Genomic DNA, 21,954 nt, shown 5'->3' with positions numbered 1-21,954 from the left:
ATAGCGCAAAATTATGAGGGCTGGTTACTCCAAAAAACATGCTATATAGATATTAGCCGTAATGCCGGAAAACTCGCTGAACCAGAAAGATTCTCGGCGAGCTGTAGGGGAAGATGGATTGTTTTGTCGCGCCGCTGTTTAGCCCGGCTTTCCCTCATACTGCGCACATATGGTCTTTGGCGTTCATGCTCACTAGAATGCTGAGTATCAAATAAACCCTGATATAGATAAGCCACGGCGGCAGGAGGAAGCATGTTCAAGAAAGCAAAGATTACAACCTTGCTGGCATGGGGCTTCGGTTTGGTAATTGCCTTGATTGCCGGCATGACACTCGTCGTTTTTCTAAAAAGCGATAGCGTTAATCAGAATGCTTCCCGCCTGGCGGAGGATGTCAATCCCAAAGTCACCGCAGCGGCCACAATTCGCCTCAACATCATGCGTAACTGGTCGAACACCCTGCTGCTTGCTCAAATTTCAGACAGCAGCGAAGCTAGGCGCATCACTGATGAGATGGCTGAAAACAGCAAGGTGATCAGTGAGAAATTCAACTTGCTCGAAAAGGGCATGATCAATGAATCGGAAAAATCATTGCTCGGCGCAGCGTTGAAGGCACGGCAGGAGTACACGGATAGTCGCAAGAAATATCTGGAACTGCTCAAGGCGGGTGCAAAAGAGGACGCTAGTCAGCTTCTTGGCAGCAGCGTTCGAACAAGCGTTCGTGCTTATACCGATGCCATAGGCAAGGTGTTTGAAGATCAGTCAGAAAAAATGGTACGCGTTAGCAACGATACGCTGGCACAGTCGTCGCTTCTGAAAACTACCATGCTGAGCATCGCGCTTGCCGTAGTGCTTATTTCACTAATCGCCGCCTATATTGTTGGGACGGCCGTCCAAAGCATTTTGGGCGGCGATGCGCATTATGCTAGTAAGATTTCACGGGAGATTGCCAGCGGCAACCTCTGTGTCGAAGTCAATACTCAGGCGAACAATACGGATAGCCTCCTTTACTCCATGAAAACCATGCGGGACAAACTTCGCGAGATGGTGACGCGTATTCAGGTGGGCGCCGAACAAGTTGGGCAGTCGGCGCAGCAATTAGCAAAAACTTCGAGCGCGGTGGCCGCGGCGTCCGCTCAGCAGAGCGCGGCGACGATTGCTACTGCCGCTGCCGTTGAGGAAATGACGGTAGGGATAGAAAGCATTTCCAACAACGCCCACAGCGCAAAAACGTTCTCGCAAGAGGCGTCAGGTCTGTCACGGAAAGGTGGCGAAGTCATTCATGGCGCCGCTTCGGAAATAGAGAAAATTGCCGGCTCAGTCGAATCGTCTTCGGCCATTATCAGCGGCCTTGAACAGCAATCCAACGAGATATCCACAATCGTTAGCGTTATCAAAGAGATTGCCGATCAGACGAATCTGCTTGCCCTTAACGCGGCAATCGAGGCCGCGCGAGCCGGAGAGCAAGGTCGTGGCTTTGCCGTCGTCGCGGATGAAGTACGCAAACTGGCCGAGAGGACCACCCAATCAACCCAGCAAGTCGCTCTGACCATAGAGAAAATTCAGCGAGGAACAAAGTCTGCCGTCGAGAGCATGGTGGCCGGGGTCAATCAGGTCAGATCGGGGACCGCTCTTGCCATCCAGGCCGGTGAGTCGATCAAGGAAATTCAGCTTGGCGCTGAAAACGTGGTGGGTGTCGTCAGTGATATCTCCAGCGCGCTCCAGGAGCAAAGCAAAGTCAGTGCCGAGATCGCACACAACATAGAGAACATTGCACAAATGGTCGAAGAAAACAATTCATCTTCAGAACAATCGGCGTCAGCAGCCCGCCAACTCCAGCAGCTTGCGCAAGAGCTGTCTTCCTCCGTTGGGTCGTTCCGCGTTTGAGCCAACAAACTGACGGTTGATCCGTCCGATAAACGTGGGTTTCTCATCAATCGGCGCGGCTGGCGTTGACCTGGTAGTTCATGCGGCTGCTGTCCAGGCTGTCAAAGTGGCCGTCGGCGGTTTCAGCCTGGGGGTAGATTAGGAAGGGCAGTGTTTTTCCTGACGACCCGCGCAGACTGACGTCCTGGGCAACGTTGAAGCTAATCCAGTTCATTTCCCAGAAACCGAAGAGCAGTTTTTTCAGGACGGTCAGTTTGGGATCTCCCATGTTCAGTCGTTCATCACGAATGGCCTTGCGCACGTCGGAGGGGTCAACCGGGATCCAGCCGTAGCCTGGGGTATAGAATTCAGCTCGACAGTGTTGCGCTGTGCTCAGGTTGCCGATCACGCCGAGGCTGCCAAAGAGTCGCGAACTGTCCATGCGCAGGCCGAAGACGGGGCGTGCCGGTATCCCGATGGCGCGGCACAGGCCGACGAAAAGCAGGGCAATGTCGCCACTTTTGCCGCTCAGCTTGCCGCTTTCAAGCATGCTGCCGATATTGTCGTTGGCGACGCTCTTTAGGAACGGGTCGTACATAGTATTTTCAACGACCCATTCGTAAATTGCTTTGCCTTGGGCGAGCGGATCCCTGATGCGCCCGATGGCGTGCTCGGCGGTGTGCCGGACGATGCCGTCGGTGGGTACCCGATCAGTCGAGTGCAGGCAGCGGCGCAGAACTTCGGTGCGTTCGGCAACGGCGCCACGGCGGGTAATGTCGAAATGGCGGTCCTGCGTCGCGATCTGGCTGATGATCTGTAATTGCGGGTTGGCGACGCCTTCAGCCCAGTCGGCGTAGAAGACCTCCATTTCCGCCACCGGATCGCGATAGATGCCGGCATTCTCGAAATTGCCTTGCCAGTTGTGGCCAAGCGAGCGCTCCCACAGGGTATCCTTGTACTGGGCCAGCGGCAGCCAGAGGCGCGCTTTGCCATTGACCCGGTTCAGGGCAACCGTTGAGCGGATGTCGTAGGTGCGCCACTTGTCCGGTTCATCCGGCAAACTGATGACGTTGCGCGTTTCAGTCGGAGGGGTCGTCGGTGCTGCTGCCGGATTTTTTGGGGCTGGCCTGGCGGTTGATTTTGCCGGGCGCTTCTTCGCTGCTATCTTCTTTGCGGCGTTTGCTGGCGCTGCGGCCAGTACAGAGAGGACTGCCGAGGCAGCGAGGAAGTCTCGTCGTTTCAACCTAGAAACCTCACCGCAAAGACGCAAAGACGCAAAGATCGCAAATAAAACAAGGGGTTGCATGGTTTTCCCCATTCACCATATGGGTGAGCACCATGGACAAGAACAACAATATCTAAGCTGTTGATTTCTTTGCGGCACTCCGCGTCCTTCGCGCCTTTGCGGTGAACAACTGAGTTTTTAAGGTTCAATCGACTCTCCGGAATGTGCTGGATCCATTCGCCACGGCTCGAAGGGGGCGGATTATAGCACTTCGGCGGCATAATCGGCGAGACGGGAGCGTTCGCCGCGTTGCAGGGTGACGTGGCCGGAATGTTGCCAGCCCTTGAAGCGATCGACCACATAGGTGAGACCAGAACTGCCTTCGGTCAGGTAAGGGGTGTCGATCTGCGCGATGTTGCCCATGCAGACGACCTTGGTTCCCGGGCCAGCGCGGGTGATCAGGGTTTTCATTTGTTTGGGCGTCAGGTTTTGCGCTTCATCGATGATCAGGAACTTGTTGAGGAAGGTTCGTCCGCGCATGAAGTTGAGCGACTTGATCTTGATCCGGTTGCGGACCAGATCATGGGTCGCCGCGCGGCCCCATTCGCCGCCCTCATTGTCGCTCTTGGTGAGTACTTCCAGATTGTCTTCGAGAGCACCCATCCACGGCCCCATTTTCTCTTCTTCCGTGCCCGGCAGGAAGCCAATGTCTTCACCCACCGGCACCGTGACCCGGGTCATGATGATTTCAGAGTAGCGCTTGGCATCGAGCACCTGGGTCAGCGCAGCGGCGAGGGTGAGCAGGGTTTTACCGGTGCCGGCCTGGCCGAGCAGACTGACAAAATCGACTTCCGGATCCATCAGCAGGTTGAGCGCGAAGTTCTGCTCGCGGTTGCGTGCGGTAATTCCCCAGACGTTGTTTTTCGGGTGCGTGTAATCGGTCAGTGTTTCAAACTGCGCCGTTTTGCCGGAAACTTCACGGACGATGGCGTAGAGCGGCTGCTCGCCTTCCTGGTAGATGAACTCATTGATCAGCAGTTTCGGGCACAGCGGCCCTTTGACACGGTAGAGCGTCAGGCTGTCGCGTTTCCAGGATTCCATCCCCTGCCCGTGCTTGTCCCAGAAGTTTGTCGGCAGTTCAAGGATGCCGGTGTACAGCAGGTCGGTGTCTTCGAGAACCTTGTCGTTGAAATAGTCTTGCGCTTCCAGCCCGAGCGCACAGGCCTTGATGCGCATGTTGATGTCTTTGGACACCAGAAATACAGCGCGTTCCGGGTTGAGGCGTTGCAGGTGGATGACTACGGCCAGTATCTGGTTGTCCGCCTTGGCGGTCGGCAGGCCGGTCGGCAAGTCGTTGGCGATGGCTTCGGTCTGCAGAAAGAGCCGGCCGCTGGCCAGTTTGTGCGACGGGCCAAAAAGGGCGATGCCGTTCTCGATCGCCTCAGTGTGGCTGCTGACAATTTCGTCCAGCGTCCGCGTCACCTGCCGGGCATTGCGCGAGACTTCGGACAGGCCTTTTTTGTTGTTGTCGAGCTCTTCGAGCGTCATGATCGGCAGGAAGACGTCGTGTTCCTCGAAGCGATAGACGCTCGTCGGGTCGTGCAGCAGCACATTGGTATCGAGCACGAAGAGCTTGGTCAGCGGGTTGACGGGTTTCTTTGTTTTTACGCGGTGCTCGGTCTTATGAATCATGGAACGTCATTCTCCGGTTGGTTGGTGTTGGGATGGCATCCATGCCCGTCAAGTGAATCAAAGCGTTTTCACGAAATCCAGCACCTCCTGAGCATGTCCTTGCGCCTTGACGCCGCGCCATTCGCGCCGGAGCGTGCACTGGCTGTCAATGACGAACGTGCTGCGCTCGATGCCGCGCACTTGTTTGCCGTACATCGACTTCATCCGGATCACTGAAAACTGGGTGCACAGCGCTTCGTCCGTATCGGACAGCAGTTCAAAGGGCAGGTCCTGTTTGGTCTTGAAGTTCTCGTGCGAGCGCAGGCTGTCGCGCGATACGCCGACAATCACGCAGCCGGCCTGCGCAAAATCGGGGTAGAGGTCACGAAACTGTTGCGCCTCGGTGGTGCAGCCCGGTGTGCTGTCCTTGGGGTAGAAATAGATGACGAGGGTCTTGCCAGCGAGCTCAGAAAGCCTGAAGGGCTTGCCGCCGGTGGCTGGCAGTTCGAAGTCGCTGATCATCGTGTTGGCCATGATACAAGTGCCTTTATGTGATTTGTGGTGCAAGGATACCGTGCTTGCGTAAGGCGGACTCAGTCCACCAGTCCGGCGAACAATGGGGTGCTCAGATAGCGCTCGCCAAACGAGGGGATGATGACAACGATCAGCTTGCCAGCGTTCTCCGGTCGTTTTGCCACCTGCGCCGCAGCCCACAGCGCGGCGCCGGACGAAATGCCAACGAGCAGTCCTTCCTCGCGCGCGGCGCGGCGGGCAAAGGCGAAGGCGTCGTCGCTCTTGACGCGGATCACCTCGTCGTAGATTTGGGTGTTGAGCACCTTGGGCACAAAACCGGCGCCGATGCCCTGAATTGGGTGCGGCCCCTTGGCGCCGCCCGAGAGTACCGGCGAGGCGTCGGGTTCGACGGCGATAGCCTGGAACGAGGGCTTCTTCGCCTTGAGCACTTCGCCGACGCCAGTGATTGTGCCACCTGTGCCGACACCGGAGATCAGGATGTCGACCTTGCCCCCGGTGTCGCGCCAGATTTCCTCGGCCGTCGTGCGGCGGTGGATTTCCGGGTTGGCCGGGTTGTTGAACTGCTGTAGCAGCAGGTAGCGCGGGTCGGAAGCGGCGAGTTCCTCGGCTTTTCTGATGGCGCCGCCCATGCCGTCCGGTCCCGGGGTCAGGATCAGTTCGGCGCCGTAGCCGCGCAGCAGGGCGCGGCGTTCGCGGCTCATGGTTTCCGGCATGGTCAGCACGATCTTGTAGCCGCGTGCGGCGGCGACCATGGCCAGCGCGATGCCGGTGTTGCCGCTGGTCGGTTCGACGAGAATGGTGTCCGGTTTGATCTGCCCCGCCTGTTCGGCGGCGGCGATCATCGCCTCGCCAATGCGATCCTTGACGCTATGCGCCGGGTTGAAGAACTCCAGCTTGGCAGCGATCGTCGCGCCAGCGCCGTCGTTTAGCCGGTTGATGCGCACCAGCGGGGTGTTGCCGATCAGATCAGTGACGCTGTTGGCGATGCTCATGATAATTTCTCCTGTGCAGTAGACGTCCTCTATGAATAGAAGCCTGGTCAATAAGTTCCGCCCGGCATCACCGGCCAGTGATACCGAGTTACGTCTATTCAAATGAAGAAAAGTTCGTTCCGATGCGTAGCCGATTCGTTTATCATAAGCCCGTTGCCTGCTGCGACGCGTTCCATATCCTTGATCAAGGCTTGATGTCATGCCACTGTCCGACTTCGTACGTTACCTTAACGCGCAACAAGAAGCATCCGGCTCCGGGCTGCGTTCGACCACGGCTTTCGTTTCCCAGGACGGACGGGTTTTGGTTAATTTCTCCAACTTGCGTCTTGAATCGTACTATTCACCCATCATTGATGTCGCTAGTGGCGAGTTGTGCGGACACGCCGCCGGCCTGCATGCTTTCGGGCTGATCAATAATCAGCTACTCGAACCTGAAGCGGTCTTCGTGCTGCCGAGCGATAACGACGAATTCATCTATCTCGACCGGATGGTGCGCACGCTGCACGCCCTGAACTACCTGACCTATCAGAACCGCCACTCACGCGGCACTTTGCTGCTCAGAGTGCATCCGCGCCACGTGGCCAGTGTGGCGGTCGATCACGGCCTGGCCTTTGAGGAAGTCCTGCGCGCATGCGGCCTGCTGCCCAGACAGATCACGCTGGAGATCGAGATCGACGGCGTCGAGGATGCCGCGCATCTGGTTAGTGCGGTCGCTAATTACAAGTCGCGCGGCTACGGCATTGCGGTCGGCCGCTTCGGCCGGCGCGAAATCAATTTCTCGTTGTTGCGTGAAATCAGTCCGGCGATTGTTAAGTTTGATCCGTTGTTGCTGTTGTCCTCAACGCGTCCGTTGGGGAGCATGGTCGACCGATTGCACGACTTTGGCGCGCGGGTGATGGTCGAAGGATTGGATAGCGCAGCGCTACGCAAAGATGCGCAGGCAAACGGCTTTGATCTTCTGCAAGTGCTCCCGCCACCGCACGCCCCTGAGTAATCATCGCTGTGAAACGGGACCTCTGCCTTTTCAACTCGTTGCGAAAGAAACATGGTTGACAACCGACTCGGCCCGCGTTGCCATGGCTTCGGAACCCGCGTTATCCACGCCGGGCAGTCGCCAGACCCGAGCACTGGCGCCGTGGTGCAGCCAATCTATGCCAATTCGACTTATGTTCACGATAGCCCCGGCGTACATAAGGGGCTGGACTACGGACGTTCGCACAACCCGACGCGCTGGGCTCTTGAGCGCTGTATCGCCGATCTGGAAAGTGGCGCCCAGGCTTTCGCTTTCGCATCCGGAATGGCGGCCATCGCCACCGTGCTCGAACTCATCGATTCGGGCGCCCATGTGATTACCGGCGATGATCTTTACGGCGGCACCTTTCGCTTGATGGATAAGGTCCGCACGTGTAGCGCCGGCCTGTCGTTCAGCTACGTCAATCTGGACGCCCCCGCAGAGCTGGCCGCCGCGCTACGTCCAGAAACGCGAATGATCGTGGTCGAGACGCCGAGCAATCCCTTGCTCAAACTTGCCGACCTGGACGCTCTGGCTGCCTTTTGTCGCCAGCACGGCATCATCTCGGTTGCCGACAATACTTTTGCCACGCCCTGGATACAGCGGCCACTGGAATCCGGCTTCGATATCGTCATCCATTCGACGACCAAATACCTCAATGGCCACTCCGATGTCATCGGCGGCGTCGCTGTCGTCAGCGGCGAAGCACGCAATGCGCAGGTGCGCGAGCGACTGGCTTTCCTGCATAACGCCATCGGCGCCATCGCCGGGCCGTTTGACAGCTATCTCGTTTTACGCGGCATCAAAACGCTCAAGCTGCGCATGCAACAGCACTGCGCAAGTGCGCTCGAACTGGCCGGCTGGCTTGAAGGGCAAGCGAAGGTCCGACGTGTCAGCTACCCCGGACTGCGCTCGCACCCACAGCATGATCTGGCCAAACGGCAGATGCGCGGCCGCTTTGGCGGCATGATTGCGTTCGAACTAAACAGCGACTTGGCCGGCACCGTCCGCTTTCTCGAAGCCTGCGAACTGATCACACTGGGCGAGAGCCTGGGCGGCGTCGAAAGCCTGATCGAACATCCCGCGATCATGACCCACGCCAGCATTTCCCCCGAACAACGCAAAAAAATAGGCATCAGCGATTCACTGGTTCGCCTATCGGCAGGCATTGAAAACCTGGCCGACCTGCGCGCAGATCTCGAAAACGCGCTCGGACAGATTTGAGCATCACAGGACAGCCTCATCGACGGACTCTCAAAAACCGGAGAGTCCGGTTAGAGACGAGTTCTGACATCAGTTATTAATGCTTTTGTACTAATGTCGAAAGGATAAAATCATCTGTCAGCTCCTAGGGATGAACTGCAATGCCCCCACAGACATCTGCTTTTCCTTCACCGGTTTCCAGGCGCGCGGGGGGAGTACTGACGTCCACCGCGACGGATGGGGAATCGCTTTTTTCGAGGGTCGTGGCGTGCGTATTTTCCTCGACCCTCAGCCCTCATGCGAGTCGCCGGTGGCCGAACTGGTGCGTCATTACCCGATCCGTTCGCTAAACGTCATCGCCCATATCCGCAAGGCGACCCAGGGGCCAGTCGGCCTCGAAAATACCCCCCCTTTATGCGCGAACTCTGGGGGCGCTACTGGATTTTTGCGCACAACGGCAATCTCGATGGCTATGCACCAGCGCTTGATGGCAGCTTCCTTCCCGTCGGGCAAACCGACAGCGAGCTTGCCTTCTGCCACCTGTTGCAAACCCTTCGCCTGCGTTTTCCCGCGGCAGTTCCCGACCGTTTCGCATTGCGTGGAGTGCTGGAAGAATTCTCGGCGCAAGTCAGGCCCCACGGCCCATTCAATTTTCTGCTCTCGAACGGCGATTGCCTGTTTGCCCACCGCTCGACCGAACTGCACTACATCGTCCGCCAAGCACCGTTCGCCGTCGCGCACCTTAAGGATCAGGACGTGGCGGTCGATTTTAATGACGTGACATCCCCGGATGATCGCGTCGTACTGATCGCCACTTTGCCGCTGACCGACAACGAAACCTGGACGCCGTTGCCGGTCGATAGCGTGGCGATGTTCGCAGAAGGCGCCTATCACCCCGCCTGATCCTGGCCAGTCGGTTTTGACCATCCTTGGTAACTCGTTGATTTTACGTGGTGGGCGGCGAGGGTTTCGAACCCCCGACCCCTACCGTGTGAAGGTAATGCTCTACCCCTGAGCTAGCCGCCCACGCTTTGGCAATCAAAAAGTTACACGCAAAACAAAGAGTCGAAATATTCATTTCTCATCTTTTACCGCCGTGTGAAGGCAGTGCTCTGGCGCTGGGCTAAGCCCCCGACAGAGGGACGGGATTTAACCATAACAATGCCTCATGGTCAATTTGAAGTGTGCTTACTTTACAATACGTCCTTTCCGTTGTTTGGCTAGCGACCATGATACGCACTCGTTTTGCCCCTTCACCGACTGGCTTCCTGCATATTGGTGGCGCCCGAACTGCTCTTTTCTCCTGGGCTTTTGCCCGTCATCACCGGGGCGTATTTGTTCTGCGCGTTGAAGATACTGACGTTGCGCGTTCGACGCCCGAGGCCGTACAGGCGATTCTCGATGGTATGAACTGGCTCGGCTTGGCGCACGACGAAGGTCCGTTTTACCAGATGCAGCGTATGGATCGCTACCAGGCCGCGCTCAAATCGATGCTCGCGTCCGGCGCCGCCTACCTCTGCTACACAACGCCGGAAGAGCTCGAGCGCGTGCGCGAGGAGCAGCGCGCCGGGGGGCTCAAGCCCCGTTACGACGGCGCCTGGCGCCCGGAGCCCGGCAAGATACTGCCGACGCCTCCTGCCGGTGTGCTGCCGGTCGTACGCTTTCGCAATCCGAGTGCGGGCGTGGTGGCCTGGGACGACTTGGTGAAGGGACGTATCGAAATTGCCAATGCCGAACTCGATGATCTGGTGATCGCTCGTGCAGACGGAACGCCAACCTATAATTTCTGCGTCGTCGTGGACGACTGGGAGATGGGAATCACCCATGTTATCCGTGGCGACGACCACGTCAACAACACGCCACGACAAATCAATATTTTCAAGGCGCTGGGTGCGCAAGTGCCGCTCTACGCACATCTTTCGATGATTCTGGGTGATGACGGGCAGAAGCTGTCCAAGCGCCACGGCGCGGTAAGCGTGATGCAGTACGATGACGCAGGCTATCTGCCGGAGGCGGTCCTCAATTATCTGGCGCGTCTTGGTTGGTCGCATGGCGATGACGAGGTGTTCTCGATGCAGCAGTTCTGCGCCTGGTTCGACCTTGAGCACATCACGCCGTCAGCAGCACAATTTAACACCGAGAAGCTGAACTGGCTCAATGCCCATTACCTCAAGCTGGCCGACAATGACCGGCTGGCGGCGCTGGTTCGCCCGCGCCTCGAAGCACGGCGAGTGACGCTTACCCACACCCCGTCATTGGCGGCCATCATCGATCTCTACAAGGTGCGTGTCAGCAATCTGAACGAACTGGCAGACGCCGCCGAAGTGTTCTACATCGACTTGCACCCGAAGGCCGACATACTGGCCCAGCACCTGACGCCGGAAGCGTTGCCGGCACTGGCCGATTTCATCGACGGTATGCACGATGTGGCTTGGGAAGCACCGGCCATCAACGCACTGATCAAGACCTGCATCGGCAAGCATGGATTGAAGATGCCCAGGCTGGCGATGCCGCTGCGCGTGCTCCTGACAGGACAGGTGCAGACACCCTCGGTCGACGCGGTGATCACACTTTTCCCGCGCGAACTGGCACTCAAGCGCCTGACGGCGGCAACGAAAAACTAAGCAATGTCGCGCATGCTCGATGAAGCGTAGAAAGCACTTTACAATACCTGGCCGCATCCCTATAATGCGCCCTTCTTTCGAGAGGGGGTATAGCTCAGCTGGGAGAGCGCTTGCATGGCATGCAAGAGGTCCGCGGTTCGATCCCGCGTACCTCCACCAACGAGTTGAAAGATTTGTTAGTCCGGGTCCCCATCGTCTAGAGGCCTAGGACACTACCCTTTCACGGTAGGTACCGGGGTTCGAATCCCCGTGGGGACGCCAAGAATAGGCAGAGGATGCCAACTGCGACAAGCAGAAGTCCTTTGTTGAAGAAGCACTGGAGTGGTAGTTCAGTTGGTTAGAATACCGGCCTGTCACGCCGGGGGTCGCGGGTTCGAGTCCCGTCCACTCCGCCAATGTAGCCTATAAAAAACCGCCACTGATGGCGGTTTTTTATTTGGGTGTTCTTTTTCGCAACAGAAATTTTGGTGAGTCAACTGTTCCCGAATAGAGCGTGTCCCGTTCAGGTGGACAAAAATTGGCGGTGATCAGTGGAGTCTTGCGGTGTAAGCTTATCCTGGGCCACCGCCGGGCGCCGGAAATCGATTTCTGTCTGTCCGGAGCCGGTATAATCATTTCAACGCACAACCCGTCAGAATTATTGAATCGGCGTTGTTTTCGCGCAGACTGATTACAGCACGACCCAGCCGACATCCCCAATGCAACTCGATATCTTTGAGCACAGCCGCGACGTGGTCTTGCGCAACGCGGTCATAGATGCTTTGCATGAGCGCGACACCGGTGCGTGCGCGCAAGCGATCGCGACACTTGCTGCTGAATACAGCACCGATCCGCTGCTGCCGGCCTTTGCTCTCCTGTGCGAGACCTTGCGTTCTCCAACGCCGACTCCAATTCCGCGCGAGGCCGCCATTGCGATCCTGCGGGAAACCGGAGGCGCTATTTCGGCAGCGGCCCATGAGGTGTTCGGCAGAGCTGCGCAGAAATGGCTTTCGCCGCTTTGGGCCGAGTTGGCGGCGGCCATTGCCAAGTACCCTTTCGATTCCGGCAACGAGTCACTGCATGCAGCGCCACTGCTGCTCCGTGCCGGGTGCTGGGAGGATGCCGCTGTGTGCATCGAACGCATCGAGTCGTGGCGGCGGCAGCCGGCGCCGCTGGCGTGGATGATCGAAGCGCGATGCCGGTTCGGCGGATTCGATGCGATCTGGCCGCTGCTGGCTGAACTTGCTTGGATGGCGCCGCGGCGCGCACAAGCACTTGCGCCACGGCTTGAACTACCTGCGCTAGACCGGCTCGTACGCGGCTTCGACGCCGAGTTTGAAGGGGAGGGTAGCCCCGACGATTTCTCCTGGCTTCCTGCCTGGGCGCTCCTCGCCGATGGCCGGCTGGCGGAAGGGTTGCGGTTGGCCCAGGACGGCGCGCATACGCCACCGGAAAGTTGCGCTCGCGTCGTCCTTGCTCTGCTCGCGCTCGAACGCCAGGGGCGTCATGGTGAACTGGTCGAGAACCGTAAAAAACTGCGCGAGATGCATCCCGCATTGTTCGCGCGCTACATGCAAAACAGATAGGAACTTTCATGGAATGGCAAGATATCAGGACCTCCCTCGCGCGCATGGCGCACCCTTTTCCACAAGCCGCCGCGGAGGAAGCACGCGCGCGCTGGGGTGAATTGGCTCCGTTATTCATCGCGGAAATTGAGCGTGTTGCCGACGGCGGCTCGACGCTGCTAGACGAAACTACATGGGAATATGACGCCCTGTTTTCCTTTGCCGTGTATCTGGCGGCTGAGAAACGCGATGCGCGGGCCTACAGGCCACTGGCGAGAATCTGCCACTGCTCCACCGAGCGTGCTAACGAGCTGTTCGGCGACGACGTTGGCACCCAGCTGGGGCGCATGCTGGCCTCGGTGTGTGACGGTGATTTGGCGCCGCTTCAGGCCTTGGCCGAAGATCGGGCCGCCGACATGTGGTGCCGTTATGCGGCGCTGATGGCGCTGGTGGTGCGAGTGATCGAAGGGGAGGGAGATCGCGACGAAGTGCTGGCCTATATCGAGGTATTGGCAGAGCGAGAAGCGGATGTTCTGCGGCATCTCGAATCGGATAGTGAATCTGATAACGAAACTGAACGCGATGACTTCCTGACCTGGGTGATCGATGCCGCCAGCGAACTCGGGCCGGCGCCACTGCTGGAAAAAATTCGCGGCTGGTTCGGCGAGGGCCTGATCGATCCGAGCGTCACGGGTCTTAAGTGGTTCGAGAACAAGTCTGCCATGCTCGCAACGGACTGCATCGCCGAGGCCGCGACGCAAGAGGGAAACTGCTATATTCGCGATGGCCTGGATGAAATCATGAGCTGGATGTGCTACCAGCCGCCCAAACCAAAGCTCGACCGTCACCCGCAGGCGCCGGTCTGGCCTTCGTATGCTCCGCACAGCGGTGTCACGCCGATCCGTAACCTGCCCAAAGTCGGTCGCAACGATCCTTGTCCCTGCGGTTCCGGCAAGAAGTTCAAGAAGTGTTGCGACAAAGAAAGCAGCGAGGCTGTTGTTGAAGAAGGCAAGGAAGGTGGTGTCGGCCGGGCGATCGAATGGCTGACCAGCTACCACGGCAAGGCGGCGAAGACCGCCATCCAGAACATGCTGAACGATGGTCTGGACAACGAGGAACAAGCGGCGCTGCAAAAGATTGACGATGAGGCTTGGCAAGGGGTGCAGATCAATGCGATGGAGTGGCTGCTGGCCGAGGGTAGCATTGCCGTTAAGGGCGTCCAGCGCGAGGTGATGGAGCTCTTGCTTGGGCCGGGCGGGCCGGCATTCACGCCGGGCCAGCGACGCTGGATCGAGCAGTTGCGCCGCCAGCCGTTGCGACTTTACGACATTACCGAAGTCCTGCCCGGTGTCGGCATGCGGCTGTGCGATGCGCTGGACATCGAGGCGGCGCCGCTGATGGTGTATGAAAAGTCGGGTAGCGCGCAGGCCCGCATTGGCAACCTGATCGGCGTGCGGATCATGGACGTCGACGGCCATCTCGAAATATCCGGCGCGACCTATCCGTTCTCGCGCCTGATGAACGCCGCAGTCATGGCTGAATCCGCCGCTCACGGTGACGGTCAGCCCCAGGTGCTGAGCCAGATCATCCGCCGCAACTGGATCGCGCAGTACGCACGCCCCCTGCCGTTGCCGACAGTCATCGATTTCCATTCGGGCGATCCGATTTTGTTGATCACCGACCATTACCGGGTAAAGAACTGGGATGTCCTCTCTGCCACGCTGGCGACCCAAGCCGACATCGAGGGCGATCGCGCCACCGGCTGGGCGCGACTCATTGACTGCGCGGATGGACAGACACGCCAGACACTAGCGATCAACCCCGGCAAGAGTGCGGAGAAGATAGAGGTTTTCTACAAGACGCAGAATTTTTCCGATCAGGGCCGGCCCTGGTTTGAGGCCCTGGCTGGGGAGTCGGTCGAATTCGCGGGCCGGGTGCTGTCTGATCCCAAGGGCATCATGAACAATGTGTCGCTGGGCGAGACCACTCCTGCCGCACCAAGTGCCCCGAAGCTGCCTCCCGAAGCGCTGGCCGAGATAGTTGAAAAAGTGCTGCGCCGCACGTACGCCAACTGGAGCGACGAACCGCTTCCGGCCTTGGGTGGCAAGACCCCGCGTCAGGCGATCAAGACCTCGGCCGGGCTCGAGCGCGTGAAAGGCTTGCTCAGAAGTTACGCCGAGAGTGAAAAGGATCAGGCTTTACAGCAAGGCCGCCGCGAGATTTCGTATGATTTTCTCTGGGGGTCGATTGGCCTGGGGCGAGCAGAATAATCCTGAAATCCTCACCTTTGTGCTGAGGTTTCCAGCTTCAATGGCCCGTTGGCTGACTGACCGGCACGACGCGCTCGCGTACCGGCCAGACGCCACGCGCAAGGACTTGAGAGTCAGAAAAAACAAGCCAGCTCTGGTTGCCGTAGTGCGGTAGTGCGCGTTGCATGGCGCGTAGCGCTGCGGTGTTTTCGGCGGTAATGACCAAGAGCGGCGATCCATTTTCGCCTCCTGACGTCCACACCTGCGCTGAGGCGTGTCGGTCGGTCTGTGCAAGTTGAACCGGCGGGAGGTCGACGGCGGCCAGTGCTGCGGCCACCTCGGCGTGCGTTCCGGCGAGCAGGATGGTCGCCCCCGAACGTCTGGCGCGGGCCAGGTCGCCCACCGTGATCGTCTTGGGCGGCGTCTCGAAGAAACGCTGTGCCAACTCATTAACGGCGGCGTGCGCCTCGCCGTTGGCAGTGGCATTGATCAGCAAAGGGGCGGGTGCGCCGATCCAGCGGCGCAGGATCGGTGGCAGTTGTGCGTCGTCAAGCCGCCGCCAGACCCGTGTCTCCGGGTCGAGGCGAAGCTGCTGCGGGTTGAAATCCACATCCAGTTGCACCAACTCGCGGGCAGTGCCGAGGTCGATCCAGCGAGTCTGCCGCTGTCCCGGCGCCGAGAGCTCAAGAGGCAGATGCAGCGGCATTGGCCGGCCCGCTTGCGTGATCGTCACGCTCAGTCGATGGCCCTGGCCGAGGGGCTGGGTGCTGGCCGTTTCGATGGCAATCTGCGGTAGGTCGCGACGATCAGTCCAGGCCGCGAAAAATTGGCCGAGCTTTTCGCCGGAGGCGTGCTCGAAGGCCAGCCGCAGGTCCTGCCAGGACGCCACGCGAAACTGCTGCTGCGCCCAGAACTCGCGAATTCCCCGGCGGAACGCTGTTTCGCCGATGCGCTCGCGCAACATCAGGAAAACCATCGCCGCCTTGCCATAGCCCACCGCTGCCTCGGCGCTGTGCGTGCGTGAGCGGAAGTCTCGCAGCGCCGGCTGGTCGGCGGTGGGCAAGGCCGCCGCGTCACGCAGCCAGGAGAGCCGCATCTCGCTTGCGGCGGCGGCCGACTCGCCTTCCTTAGCGGCATAATCGGCCATCAAGGTGGTCAGTCCTTCCGACCAGTTACCCTGTGCGTAGTCGACATAAACGCCATTTCCCCACCAGTTGTGCAGGATCTCGTGGCCGAGCGAGATTTTGCGGATGAAGGGCAGGCGCAGCACCGCAGCGCCGATATAAGTCAGGGCCGGCATGCCGAAGCCGGTCGGCAAGGGGCTGGCAACGACCGAAAATTCGCTGTATGGGTAAGCGCCGATTTCATCGCTGTAGCGTTCGAGATGGCGTGCCGAGTCGTCGAGGTAAGCCTGGGCCAGCCCAGGCTCGGCGTCGAGGCTGAACGGAAAGTAGGTGCGCAGGCGCAGCGGCGCGCCGTTTTGGCGCGCCAGCATTTTCTCGCGAACGACCCAGGGGCCGGCCATCAGGTCGATACCATCGGTTGGCTGGCTGAATTCGAAACTGGCCCGGTAACGGTCGTCGGAGGCTTGCGATTCGGTGAGCAGTCGTCCGGAAACCAGAGCACGCTGGTTGGCCGGTACTGACAGTTGTAGCCGATAGGAAAACAGCGCCGGCGGTTTGGGATACCAGCCGCTGCCCGCCGGCAGAAAACTTCCCTCGGGCGACGCCATCGGCGGCATGCCGTGCAATACGCTGCGATGATCCCGGCCCTGTTCAAGCGGCGGCAGGATGCCTGCATAATTGACATGAACCCGCGTTGCCCCCCGTGTTGCCCCTTTTGGCAGCATGATTTTCCACTGCACCAGCGGGCTGTCACTGGCCAGCCGTTGGGCTTTGAGCGCTTTGCCATCGACGCTGACGGCAACTATTTTCAGCGACTCATGCAGGACAAAGCGAAAGTCGCTGATTTCCGGTGTGATCAGAGCTTGTGCCTTGAACTGCCGGGTTGGCGGGTCGAGTGAGAGGTCCAGTTCGATCGAGGGCAGCGCCGTGGTCAGGCGAAAAGCGGCGAGCAGCACGAGGGCGAAGAACCAGCGGCAGGCAACTGAAAACAGGGGCATCGCTTTACGGAGCAGGCGGGAAACGCACGACCAGGTCGAGGCTTGCGTCACCGCGCCGTAGGCGCAGCGGCAACCAGGTACCGGGCGCTTGCCGGCGGACCGCAGCAATGACCGAGGCATTTTTTTGCACAGGGCGTCCGGCCACTTCGAGCAACTGGTCGCCGACTTTCAGTCCGCTTTGCTCAGCCAGGCTGCCGGCAGTTACGGCGACGATGCGCACGCCGCCGCCAGCGCTACTCTCGTCGAGCTGGACGCCCAGTCTTGGCGGATCAGGAGGCGGTACTGGCTGCTGGGCGATGGCAAAGACGGCATCGGCGAAAGCGGGCGGGAACTCCCGGCAATCGTCACCGGCCGTAACCGGCAGCAGTGTGCTCAGTTGGCCAATGCCGAGGTCACGCAATTGGTGTGGTACGCCGTAGCCAAAACGTAGATGGCCGCTGCCGATGATACCGACCAGCAGTGGCCGGTCGACGCCGGCACCGAGCCGCTGCGCCAACGCCTCGGCCATGGCGCGATCCCAGGCCAGTTGAGCATCGACAAAGTTCTTGAACTCCGGATCGGATTTCGCCGGACGGCGCGGGCCTGCGCTGCCCTTGACCGGATGCTGACGATAAATCTCGAACAGGAAATCACGATACGCGGGCGGTGGCGGTGCGGCACGGCTGAGTCCTTCGCGCTCGCTTACGGGGACGGCGTCCCAGCCTTTTTCGGAGATTGCACGGCTTAATTTTTGGTCAATGTTGAGCGCCAGCATGGGGATGCGGTTAATGCGGGCGAAATCGAAGAGTGGCATGTAGAGCATGATCGGCTGCCCCCAGACGCTGTCCCACTCCGATTGGGTGAGAAACTCCTTGGGACTCAGCCGACCCTGGACCCAGCAATCAAGAACCGATTGGATGCGCCGGGGAAACATTTCCAGGCCGATCACCAGATCCTGGCGTTGCCCGTACAACGCCGCGAGTACCTGAAGTTGCCAGCGATGATGGTCCTCGTTGTCGTGTTCTTCGCCGAGCAGGACAATATCATTAAGCAAGGCCGCGCCGATAACCTTGCTGCCAGCCAGCGGGCGCGGCAAGCTTCCCGCAAGCGTCAGCCAGCGTCCGGGTTCGCTGCAACCAGGGCTGCCCGTATCACCCGCAGCCACGGTTGATGAACACCCGACGGCAAGGGCCAGCAGGACGCACCACGAGGGCAATGCGCAGCGGCGAAAGGTTTCGATCGTCATAGGCCAATTTTCTCTGGAAACCACGGTTGCTACGATTCGGGCGAGAATGCGTGAGCAGCTTACCCCGTTCGAGAGGTGCGATTCAAACTGATGTAGCAGCAGCTCATGCTGCGTGCTTCAGATTGCTGTCCCAATACGCATCACAATGCCGGTTGGCACGATTAAGGGCAAGGCCAACATGTGTTCAGCATTTTCTGCACGTCACCAAGCCACTGGGCAAGTCGGCGTCGTCAATGCCGTAGTACTATCTGCAATGCAGAAAAAACAAGCAAGCAATGACCTACAGTCCGCAGCGCAGTACATAAGATGAGCATGCGTATTCAAAGGAGGCTGTGATGGCCGCAACGAACTTCAAGACTGAAAACAATACATTTCGCAAGCTCATTGGCAATGGGCTGACATACCGCATTCCCCGTTTTCAGCGTGACTACAGTTGGACTGACGATGAATGGGAAGACTTGTGGATGGACTTGATGGGAACGCTACAGTCGGGGGGCGAACCAGCTCACTATATGGGCTATCTTGTCCTGCAATCTGCGGACGACAAAACCTTTGAAGTCATCGATGGGCAGCAACGTCTGACCACCGTCAGCATCATCGTGCTTGCGGTGTTGAAAAACCTGCAACGGCTGATTGACGCGGGTAACGACTCCGAAGCCAATGGGCGGCGAATGGAGCAAATTCGCCAGACCTATGTGGGCTATCTTGATCCGGTAACCCTGATCGCACGTCCCAAGCTGACGCTGAACCGCAACAACAACAGCTATTACCAGGATTTCATGGTGCCGATGGGTCATCTGCCCCAACGCGGTTTTCGTGCGTCCGAGCATCTGCTGCGGAAAGCTTTTGAGTGGTTTGACCGGCGCGTGACAGAGTTCCTGAAAAAGAGTACGGGCACCGAGGGCATGCGCTTGGCTCAATTCGTTGAGGACATGAGCGACCGACTATTTTTTACGGTCATCACGGTTACGGATGAGCTGAACGCCTACAAGGTCTTTGAAACCTTGAATGCGCGCGGAGTACGGCTGTCGGCAACCGACCTGCTGAAAAACTACTTGTTTTCCGTACTCGATCGCGGAAACGACAAGGATCACGAATTACGCAATTTGGAAGAACGCTGGGAGGCCATGGTTGGACGTTTGGGGGCGGAAAGTTTCCCGGATTTCCTGCGCGCCCACTGGAATAGCCGCCGTACTTTTGCGCGCCAGGCCGAACTGTTCAAAACCGTCCGAAATCAGGTCAATTCGCGCGAGATGGTTTTCCAACTCCTGCGTGACATGGAAGAAGACCTCGATACCTACCTCGCTTTATCTTCACCTGAAGCCTCTGATTGGCCGCAGGAGATCAAAGGGTTCGCCAGTACATTGCGCACCTTCAATGTTCGTCAGCCCTTGCCTTTGCTGTTAGCGGCCAAGCGCATCTTCGATACGCCGGATTTTGCCGGACTGATGCGGGCCTGCGTAGTAATTTCAATGCGCTTCAATGTCATTTGTAGCTATAGCACTGCCGAACAGGAAAGAACCTATAACGCTGTTGCAGAACGCATCGCAAAAGGCGAAGTGGCGAATCTGGGCGCAGCGCTTGCTGCAATGCAAAGCATCTACCCCAGTGACGCAGCATTCCGCTCCGCCTTTGCCGAGAAAACCATCCGTACGACGCAATCACGCAACAACCGCGTAGTTCGCTTCATCTTGTGCGCGCTGGAAAAACATTTGTCCTCGCAAGACCATAATTTCACTAGCGACAGCTTCAATATAGAACATGTCCTGCCGCAGAATCCCCAGACCGGCTGGGAGGCATTCACCGACGAAGAGGTCGATGCCTTGACCTATCGCCTCGGCAACATGACCTTGATGCAGGCGGGCGCCAACAAGGACTTGGGTAATACAGGCTACGCGGCCAAACGTCCCGTATTCGAACAAAGCGGCTTTGCCATCACACGCAGGCTGGCGACCGATCACGCCGAATGGACACCTGAGCGCATCGCCGCGCACCAAAACTGGATGGCGGCACAAGCCACGGCTGTTTGGCGTATCGCGCAAATCGGTTAAGGCGGGCGACAGAATTTCATGAGCAAGAAACAAAAACTCGAACTCACCTGGATCGGCAAGGATGCGCGTCCGAAGCTGGAGCCGCGTATTTTGTTGGGCGATTCTGAGAAAAGCTAGTTGGGTGAGCACTGTCACCCCCGACACCTCTCCTGGAGTGCGAGGGGAGAAAGTCTCGTGCCGCGAATCCAGCGCAAGGCGGTTTGTTTTGTGAGGAGGATTGAGCATGGCAAAAAACGATTCATCGGTGCCTGCTGCGCCAGCGCTGTACGGGCGGGCACGTGAAATTCTGGAGGCGGCACGCAGCAACATTGCCCGTACCGTCAACACGACACAAGTCATTGCGAATTGGCTGGTCGGGCGGAAAATCGTTGAGGAAGAGCAAGCGGGGAAGCGGCGTGCGGGTTATGGCGATGCCTTGCTGACGGATCTTGCCGAGCGGCTTTTTCGGGAATTTGGGAAGGGCTGGTCGGTACGTCAATTGGAATACTGCCGCAGTTTCTACCTTTCCTATCCGCTGTTGATCGAATCCCGGAATTCCAGCGTTTCACTGAACGCACTGGACATTCACGAAGCCATGCCGGGCGAAGCGTGCAAGCCGGGCCAACTGAATTCGAACCTTTCATGGACGCACTATCGCAATTTGCTGCGCGTGAGCCGTGACGAAGCGCGCACTTTCTATGAGATCGAGGCAGCGCGTAACGCGTGGTCCGCACGGGAACTGGAGCGCCAGATCGGCAGTCTGCTATTCGACCGGCTGGCGAAAAGTCGTGACAAAAAAGGGCTGATGCGCCTAGCCGTTCAAGGACAGGAAATCACGCAGCCCATCGACGCGCTGAAAGACCCGGTGGTGCTGGAGTTTCTTGACCTGCCCGCATCGCCGCGCCTGGTGGAGTCGAAGCTTGAGCAGGCGCTCATCGACAATCTACAAACCTTCTTGCTGGAACTGGGCAAGGGCTTTGCCTTTGTTTCCCGGCAGGAGCGCATCACGCTCGACGGCGACCACTTTTACATCGATCTGGTTTTTTATCACACGGTGTTGAAATGCTTTGTGCTGATCGACCTGAAAGTGGGCAAGCTAACGCACGCCGATCTGGGCCAGATTCAGTTTTACGTGACTTACTACGACCGCGAACGGCGCACCGAAGGCGACAACCCGACCCTGGGATTGATCCTTTGCCCGGACAAGAACGATGCGGTGGTGAGGTACACGTTGGGCGATCAGCAAGAACGCAACATTTTCACCAGCCGCTACCAGCTTTATTTGCCGACCGTTGAAGAGTTGGAAAGCGAGATGAGGCGTGAGCTCCGGTATTTGGCGCCAGTGGAAGCGGTCACCGGATCGCGCAAACCGGCTGCACGGTCGGCCCGCAAGAAGAAAGCTCTGGAATGAGTCTGGAAAACATCGTTCACTCGATTAGTAGCCGTTTAAGCTTGCGCGAACCACAAGCCGAAAGCTTACGTCGTCTGCATCGGGCGGTTGATGAAGTGCCTGCGCTGCGCGATCCGAAAGCACGATCCGCTGAAGAATTGAAGGCGATGCAGGATGCTCTGTTTCAATGTTCTTCGGTCGGCGTCTATTACTGCGCAGTTTGATTCGAGCGATTAAAATGCAGGTCAATCAGGATATCCTGAACCACTG

The 21,954-nt window shown here is 58.5% G+C and carries 14 protein-coding genes, 4 tRNA genes and 3 pseudogenes; 14 read left to right on the top strand and 7 right to left on the bottom strand.

The window, feature by feature from the left end; translation table 11 throughout:
• The first annotated feature begins 252 nt into the window (after positions 1-252).
• Entirely contained in the window at positions 253-1,884 is a 1,632-nt protein-coding gene (locus Q1J43_RS09615; RefSeq protein ID WP_301102265.1) for a methyl-accepting chemotaxis protein, read from the top strand.
• A 46-nt stretch (positions 1,885-1,930) separates the two neighbouring features.
• Here the strand turns inward: Q1J43_RS09615 and Q1J43_RS09610 are convergent, their stop codons facing one another.
• From Q1J43_RS09610 to cysK, 4 genes are all read right to left on the bottom strand, one after another.
• On the bottom strand, positions 1,931-3,106 hold the full coding sequence (locus Q1J43_RS09610) for a transglutaminase-like domain-containing protein (protein ID WP_301102264.1): 1,176 nt from the start codon (positions 3,104-3,106) through the stop codon (positions 1,931-1,933).
• A gap of 243 nt (positions 3,107-3,349) precedes the next feature.
• Positions 3,350-4,780 (bottom strand): PhoH family protein, encoded by a 1,431-nt coding sequence (locus Q1J43_RS09605; RefSeq protein ID WP_301102263.1) that lies wholly within the window; start codon positions 4,778-4,780, stop codon positions 3,350-3,352.
• A gap of 57 nt (positions 4,781-4,837) precedes the next feature.
• Positions 4,838-5,293 carry a peroxiredoxin gene (locus tag Q1J43_RS09600; protein WP_301102262.1) on the bottom strand — a complete coding sequence of 152 codons (456 nt, stop codon included), beginning with the start codon at positions 5,291-5,293 and terminating at the stop codon, positions 4,838-4,840.
• A 59-nt stretch (positions 5,294-5,352) separates the two neighbouring features.
• Positions 5,353-6,285, bottom strand: coding sequence for a cysteine synthase A (cysK, locus tag Q1J43_RS09595; protein ID WP_301102261.1), 933 nt, complete (start codon positions 6,283-6,285; stop codon positions 5,353-5,355).
• Between the two features lie 199 nt (positions 6,286-6,484).
• Here cysK and Q1J43_RS09590 point away from each other — a divergent pair, with 199 nt between their 5' ends.
• The 3 genes and pseudogenes from Q1J43_RS09590 to Q1J43_RS09580 all read left to right on the top strand — a co-directional run bounded on the left by Q1J43_RS09590 (position 6,485) and on the right by Q1J43_RS09580 (position 9,403).
• Positions 6,485-7,279 (top strand): EAL domain-containing protein, encoded by a 795-nt coding sequence (locus Q1J43_RS09590; RefSeq protein WP_301102260.1) that lies wholly within the window; start codon positions 6,485-6,487, stop codon positions 7,277-7,279.
• Between the two features lie 51 nt (positions 7,280-7,330).
• Positions 7,331-8,521, top strand: coding sequence for a PLP-dependent aspartate aminotransferase family protein (locus tag Q1J43_RS09585; RefSeq protein ID WP_301102259.1), 1,191 nt, complete (start codon positions 7,331-7,333; stop codon positions 8,519-8,521).
• 112 nt (positions 8,522-8,633) lie between these two features.
• A pseudogene (locus Q1J43_RS09580) lies at positions 8,634-9,403 on the top strand (class II glutamine amidotransferase).
• 48 nt (positions 9,404-9,451) lie between these two features.
• Here Q1J43_RS09580 and Q1J43_RS09575 read toward each other — a convergent pair.
• Positions 9,452-9,526 (bottom strand) — tRNA-Val (locus tag Q1J43_RS09575).
• Positions 9,527-9,729: 203 nt separating this feature from the next.
• Between Q1J43_RS09575 and gltX the strand changes: the two genes are divergently transcribed.
• From gltX to Q1J43_RS15905, 7 genes and pseudogenes are all read left to right on the top strand, one after another.
• A complete protein-coding gene (gene gltX, locus Q1J43_RS09570; RefSeq protein ID WP_301102258.1) occupies positions 9,730-11,124 on the top strand; it encodes a glutamate--tRNA ligase in 1,395 nt (464 codons plus the stop codon).
• An 83-nt stretch (positions 11,125-11,207) separates the two neighbouring features.
• Positions 11,208-11,283 (top strand) — tRNA-Ala (locus Q1J43_RS09565).
• A 26-nt stretch (positions 11,284-11,309) separates the two neighbouring features.
• A tRNA-Glu gene (locus Q1J43_RS09560) sits at positions 11,310-11,385 on the top strand.
• Between the two features lie 57 nt (positions 11,386-11,442).
• Positions 11,443-11,519, top strand: a tRNA-Asp gene (locus Q1J43_RS09555).
• A gap of 303 nt (positions 11,520-11,822) precedes the next feature.
• The gene (locus tag Q1J43_RS09550; RefSeq protein ID WP_301102257.1) at positions 11,823-12,689 is read left to right on the top strand and encodes a hypothetical protein; all 867 of its coding nucleotides are present in this window, start codon (positions 11,823-11,825) and stop codon (positions 12,687-12,689) included.
• Between the two features lie 8 nt (positions 12,690-12,697).
• Positions 12,698-13,477, top strand: a pseudogene (locus Q1J43_RS15910) (DUF1186 domain-containing protein); the annotation flags it as partial.
• Between the two features lie 87 nt (positions 13,478-13,564).
• A pseudogene (locus tag Q1J43_RS15905) lies at positions 13,565-14,938 on the top strand (SEC-C metal-binding domain-containing protein); the annotation flags it as partial.
• A gap of 37 nt (positions 14,939-14,975) precedes the next feature.
• Here Q1J43_RS15905 and Q1J43_RS09540 read toward each other — a convergent pair.
• Both Q1J43_RS09540 and Q1J43_RS09535 read right to left on the bottom strand, forming a co-directional pair.
• Positions 14,976-17,039, bottom strand: a complete 2,064-nt coding sequence (locus Q1J43_RS09540; protein ID WP_301102255.1) for a M1 family aminopeptidase — start codon at positions 17,037-17,039, stop codon at positions 14,976-14,978.
• A 4-nt stretch (positions 17,040-17,043) separates the two neighbouring features.
• Positions 17,044-18,264 carry a ChaN family lipoprotein gene (locus Q1J43_RS09535; RefSeq protein WP_301102254.1) on the bottom strand — a complete coding sequence of 407 codons (1,221 nt, stop codon included), beginning with the start codon at positions 18,262-18,264 and terminating at the stop codon, positions 17,044-17,046.
• Between the two features lie 335 nt (positions 18,265-18,599).
• On the opposite strand from Q1J43_RS09535, the gene Q1J43_RS09530 reads away from it, so the two are divergent.
• The 3 genes from Q1J43_RS09530 (at position 18,600) to Q1J43_RS09520 (ending at position 21,908) form a co-directional block, all read left to right on the top strand.
• Entirely contained in the window at positions 18,600-20,315 is a 1,716-nt protein-coding gene (locus tag Q1J43_RS09530; protein ID WP_301102253.1) for a DUF262 domain-containing HNH endonuclease family protein, read from the top strand.
• 223 nt (positions 20,316-20,538) lie between these two features.
• Positions 20,539-21,705, top strand: coding sequence for a PDDEXK nuclease domain-containing protein (locus Q1J43_RS09525; protein WP_301102252.1), 1,167 nt, complete (start codon positions 20,539-20,541; stop codon positions 21,703-21,705).
• Positions 21,702-21,908 (top strand): hypothetical protein, encoded by a 207-nt coding sequence (locus Q1J43_RS09520; RefSeq protein WP_301102251.1) that lies wholly within the window; start codon positions 21,702-21,704, stop codon positions 21,906-21,908. Before Q1J43_RS09525 ends, Q1J43_RS09520 begins: the two co-directional genes overlap by 4 nt.
• The last annotated feature ends 46 nt before the right edge of the window (positions 21,909-21,954 follow it).

The organism is Propionivibrio sp. (assembly GCF_029255185.1).
GTDB lineage: Bacteria > Pseudomonadota > Gammaproteobacteria > Burkholderiales > Rhodocyclaceae > Propionivibrio.
The sequence above is the reverse complement of the archived record's forward strand: the minus strand, read 5'-3'. Positions and strand labels throughout refer to the sequence as shown.

What these genes read in the sequence shown, in the direction of transcription:
- gltX (WP_301102258.1), top strand. Translation starts at nt 9,730, where the DNA reads ATGATACGCACTCGTTTTGCCCCTTCACCGACTGGCTTCCTGCATATT.
- Q1J43_RS09525 (WP_301102252.1), top strand. Translation starts at nt 20,539, where the DNA reads ATGGCAAAAAACGATTCATCGGTGCCTGCTGCGCCAGCGCTGTACGGG.
- Q1J43_RS09550 (WP_301102257.1), top strand. Translation starts at nt 11,823, where the DNA reads ATGCAACTCGATATCTTTGAGCACAGCCGCGACGTGGTCTTGCGCAAC.
- Q1J43_RS09530 (WP_301102253.1), top strand. Translation starts at nt 18,600, where the DNA reads ATGGCCGCAACGAACTTCAAGACTGAAAACAATACATTTCGCAAGCTC.
- Q1J43_RS09615 (WP_301102265.1), top strand. Translation starts at nt 253, where the DNA reads ATGTTCAAGAAAGCAAAGATTACAACCTTGCTGGCATGGGGCTTCGGT.
- Q1J43_RS09585 (WP_301102259.1), top strand. Translation starts at nt 7,331, where the DNA reads ATGGTTGACAACCGACTCGGCCCGCGTTGCCATGGCTTCGGAACCCGC.
- Q1J43_RS09600 (WP_301102262.1), bottom strand. Translation starts at nt 5,293, where the DNA reads ATGGCCAACACGATGATCAGCGACTTCGAACTGCCAGCCACCGGCGGC.
- Q1J43_RS09520 (WP_301102251.1), top strand. Translation starts at nt 21,702, where the DNA reads ATGAGTCTGGAAAACATCGTTCACTCGATTAGTAGCCGTTTAAGCTTG.
- Q1J43_RS09605 (WP_301102263.1), bottom strand. Translation starts at nt 4,780, where the DNA reads ATGATTCATAAGACCGAGCACCGCGTAAAAACAAAGAAACCCGTCAAC.
- Q1J43_RS09540 (WP_301102255.1), bottom strand. Translation starts at nt 17,039, where the DNA reads ATGCCCCTGTTTTCAGTTGCCTGCCGCTGGTTCTTCGCCCTCGTGCTG.
- cysK (WP_301102261.1), bottom strand. Translation starts at nt 6,285, where the DNA reads ATGAGCATCGCCAACAGCGTCACTGATCTGATCGGCAACACCCCGCTG.
- Q1J43_RS09590 (WP_301102260.1), top strand. Translation starts at nt 6,485, where the DNA reads ATGCCACTGTCCGACTTCGTACGTTACCTTAACGCGCAACAAGAAGCA.
- Q1J43_RS09535 (WP_301102254.1), bottom strand. Translation starts at nt 18,264, where the DNA reads ATGACGATCGAAACCTTTCGCCGCTGCGCATTGCCCTCGTGGTGCGTC.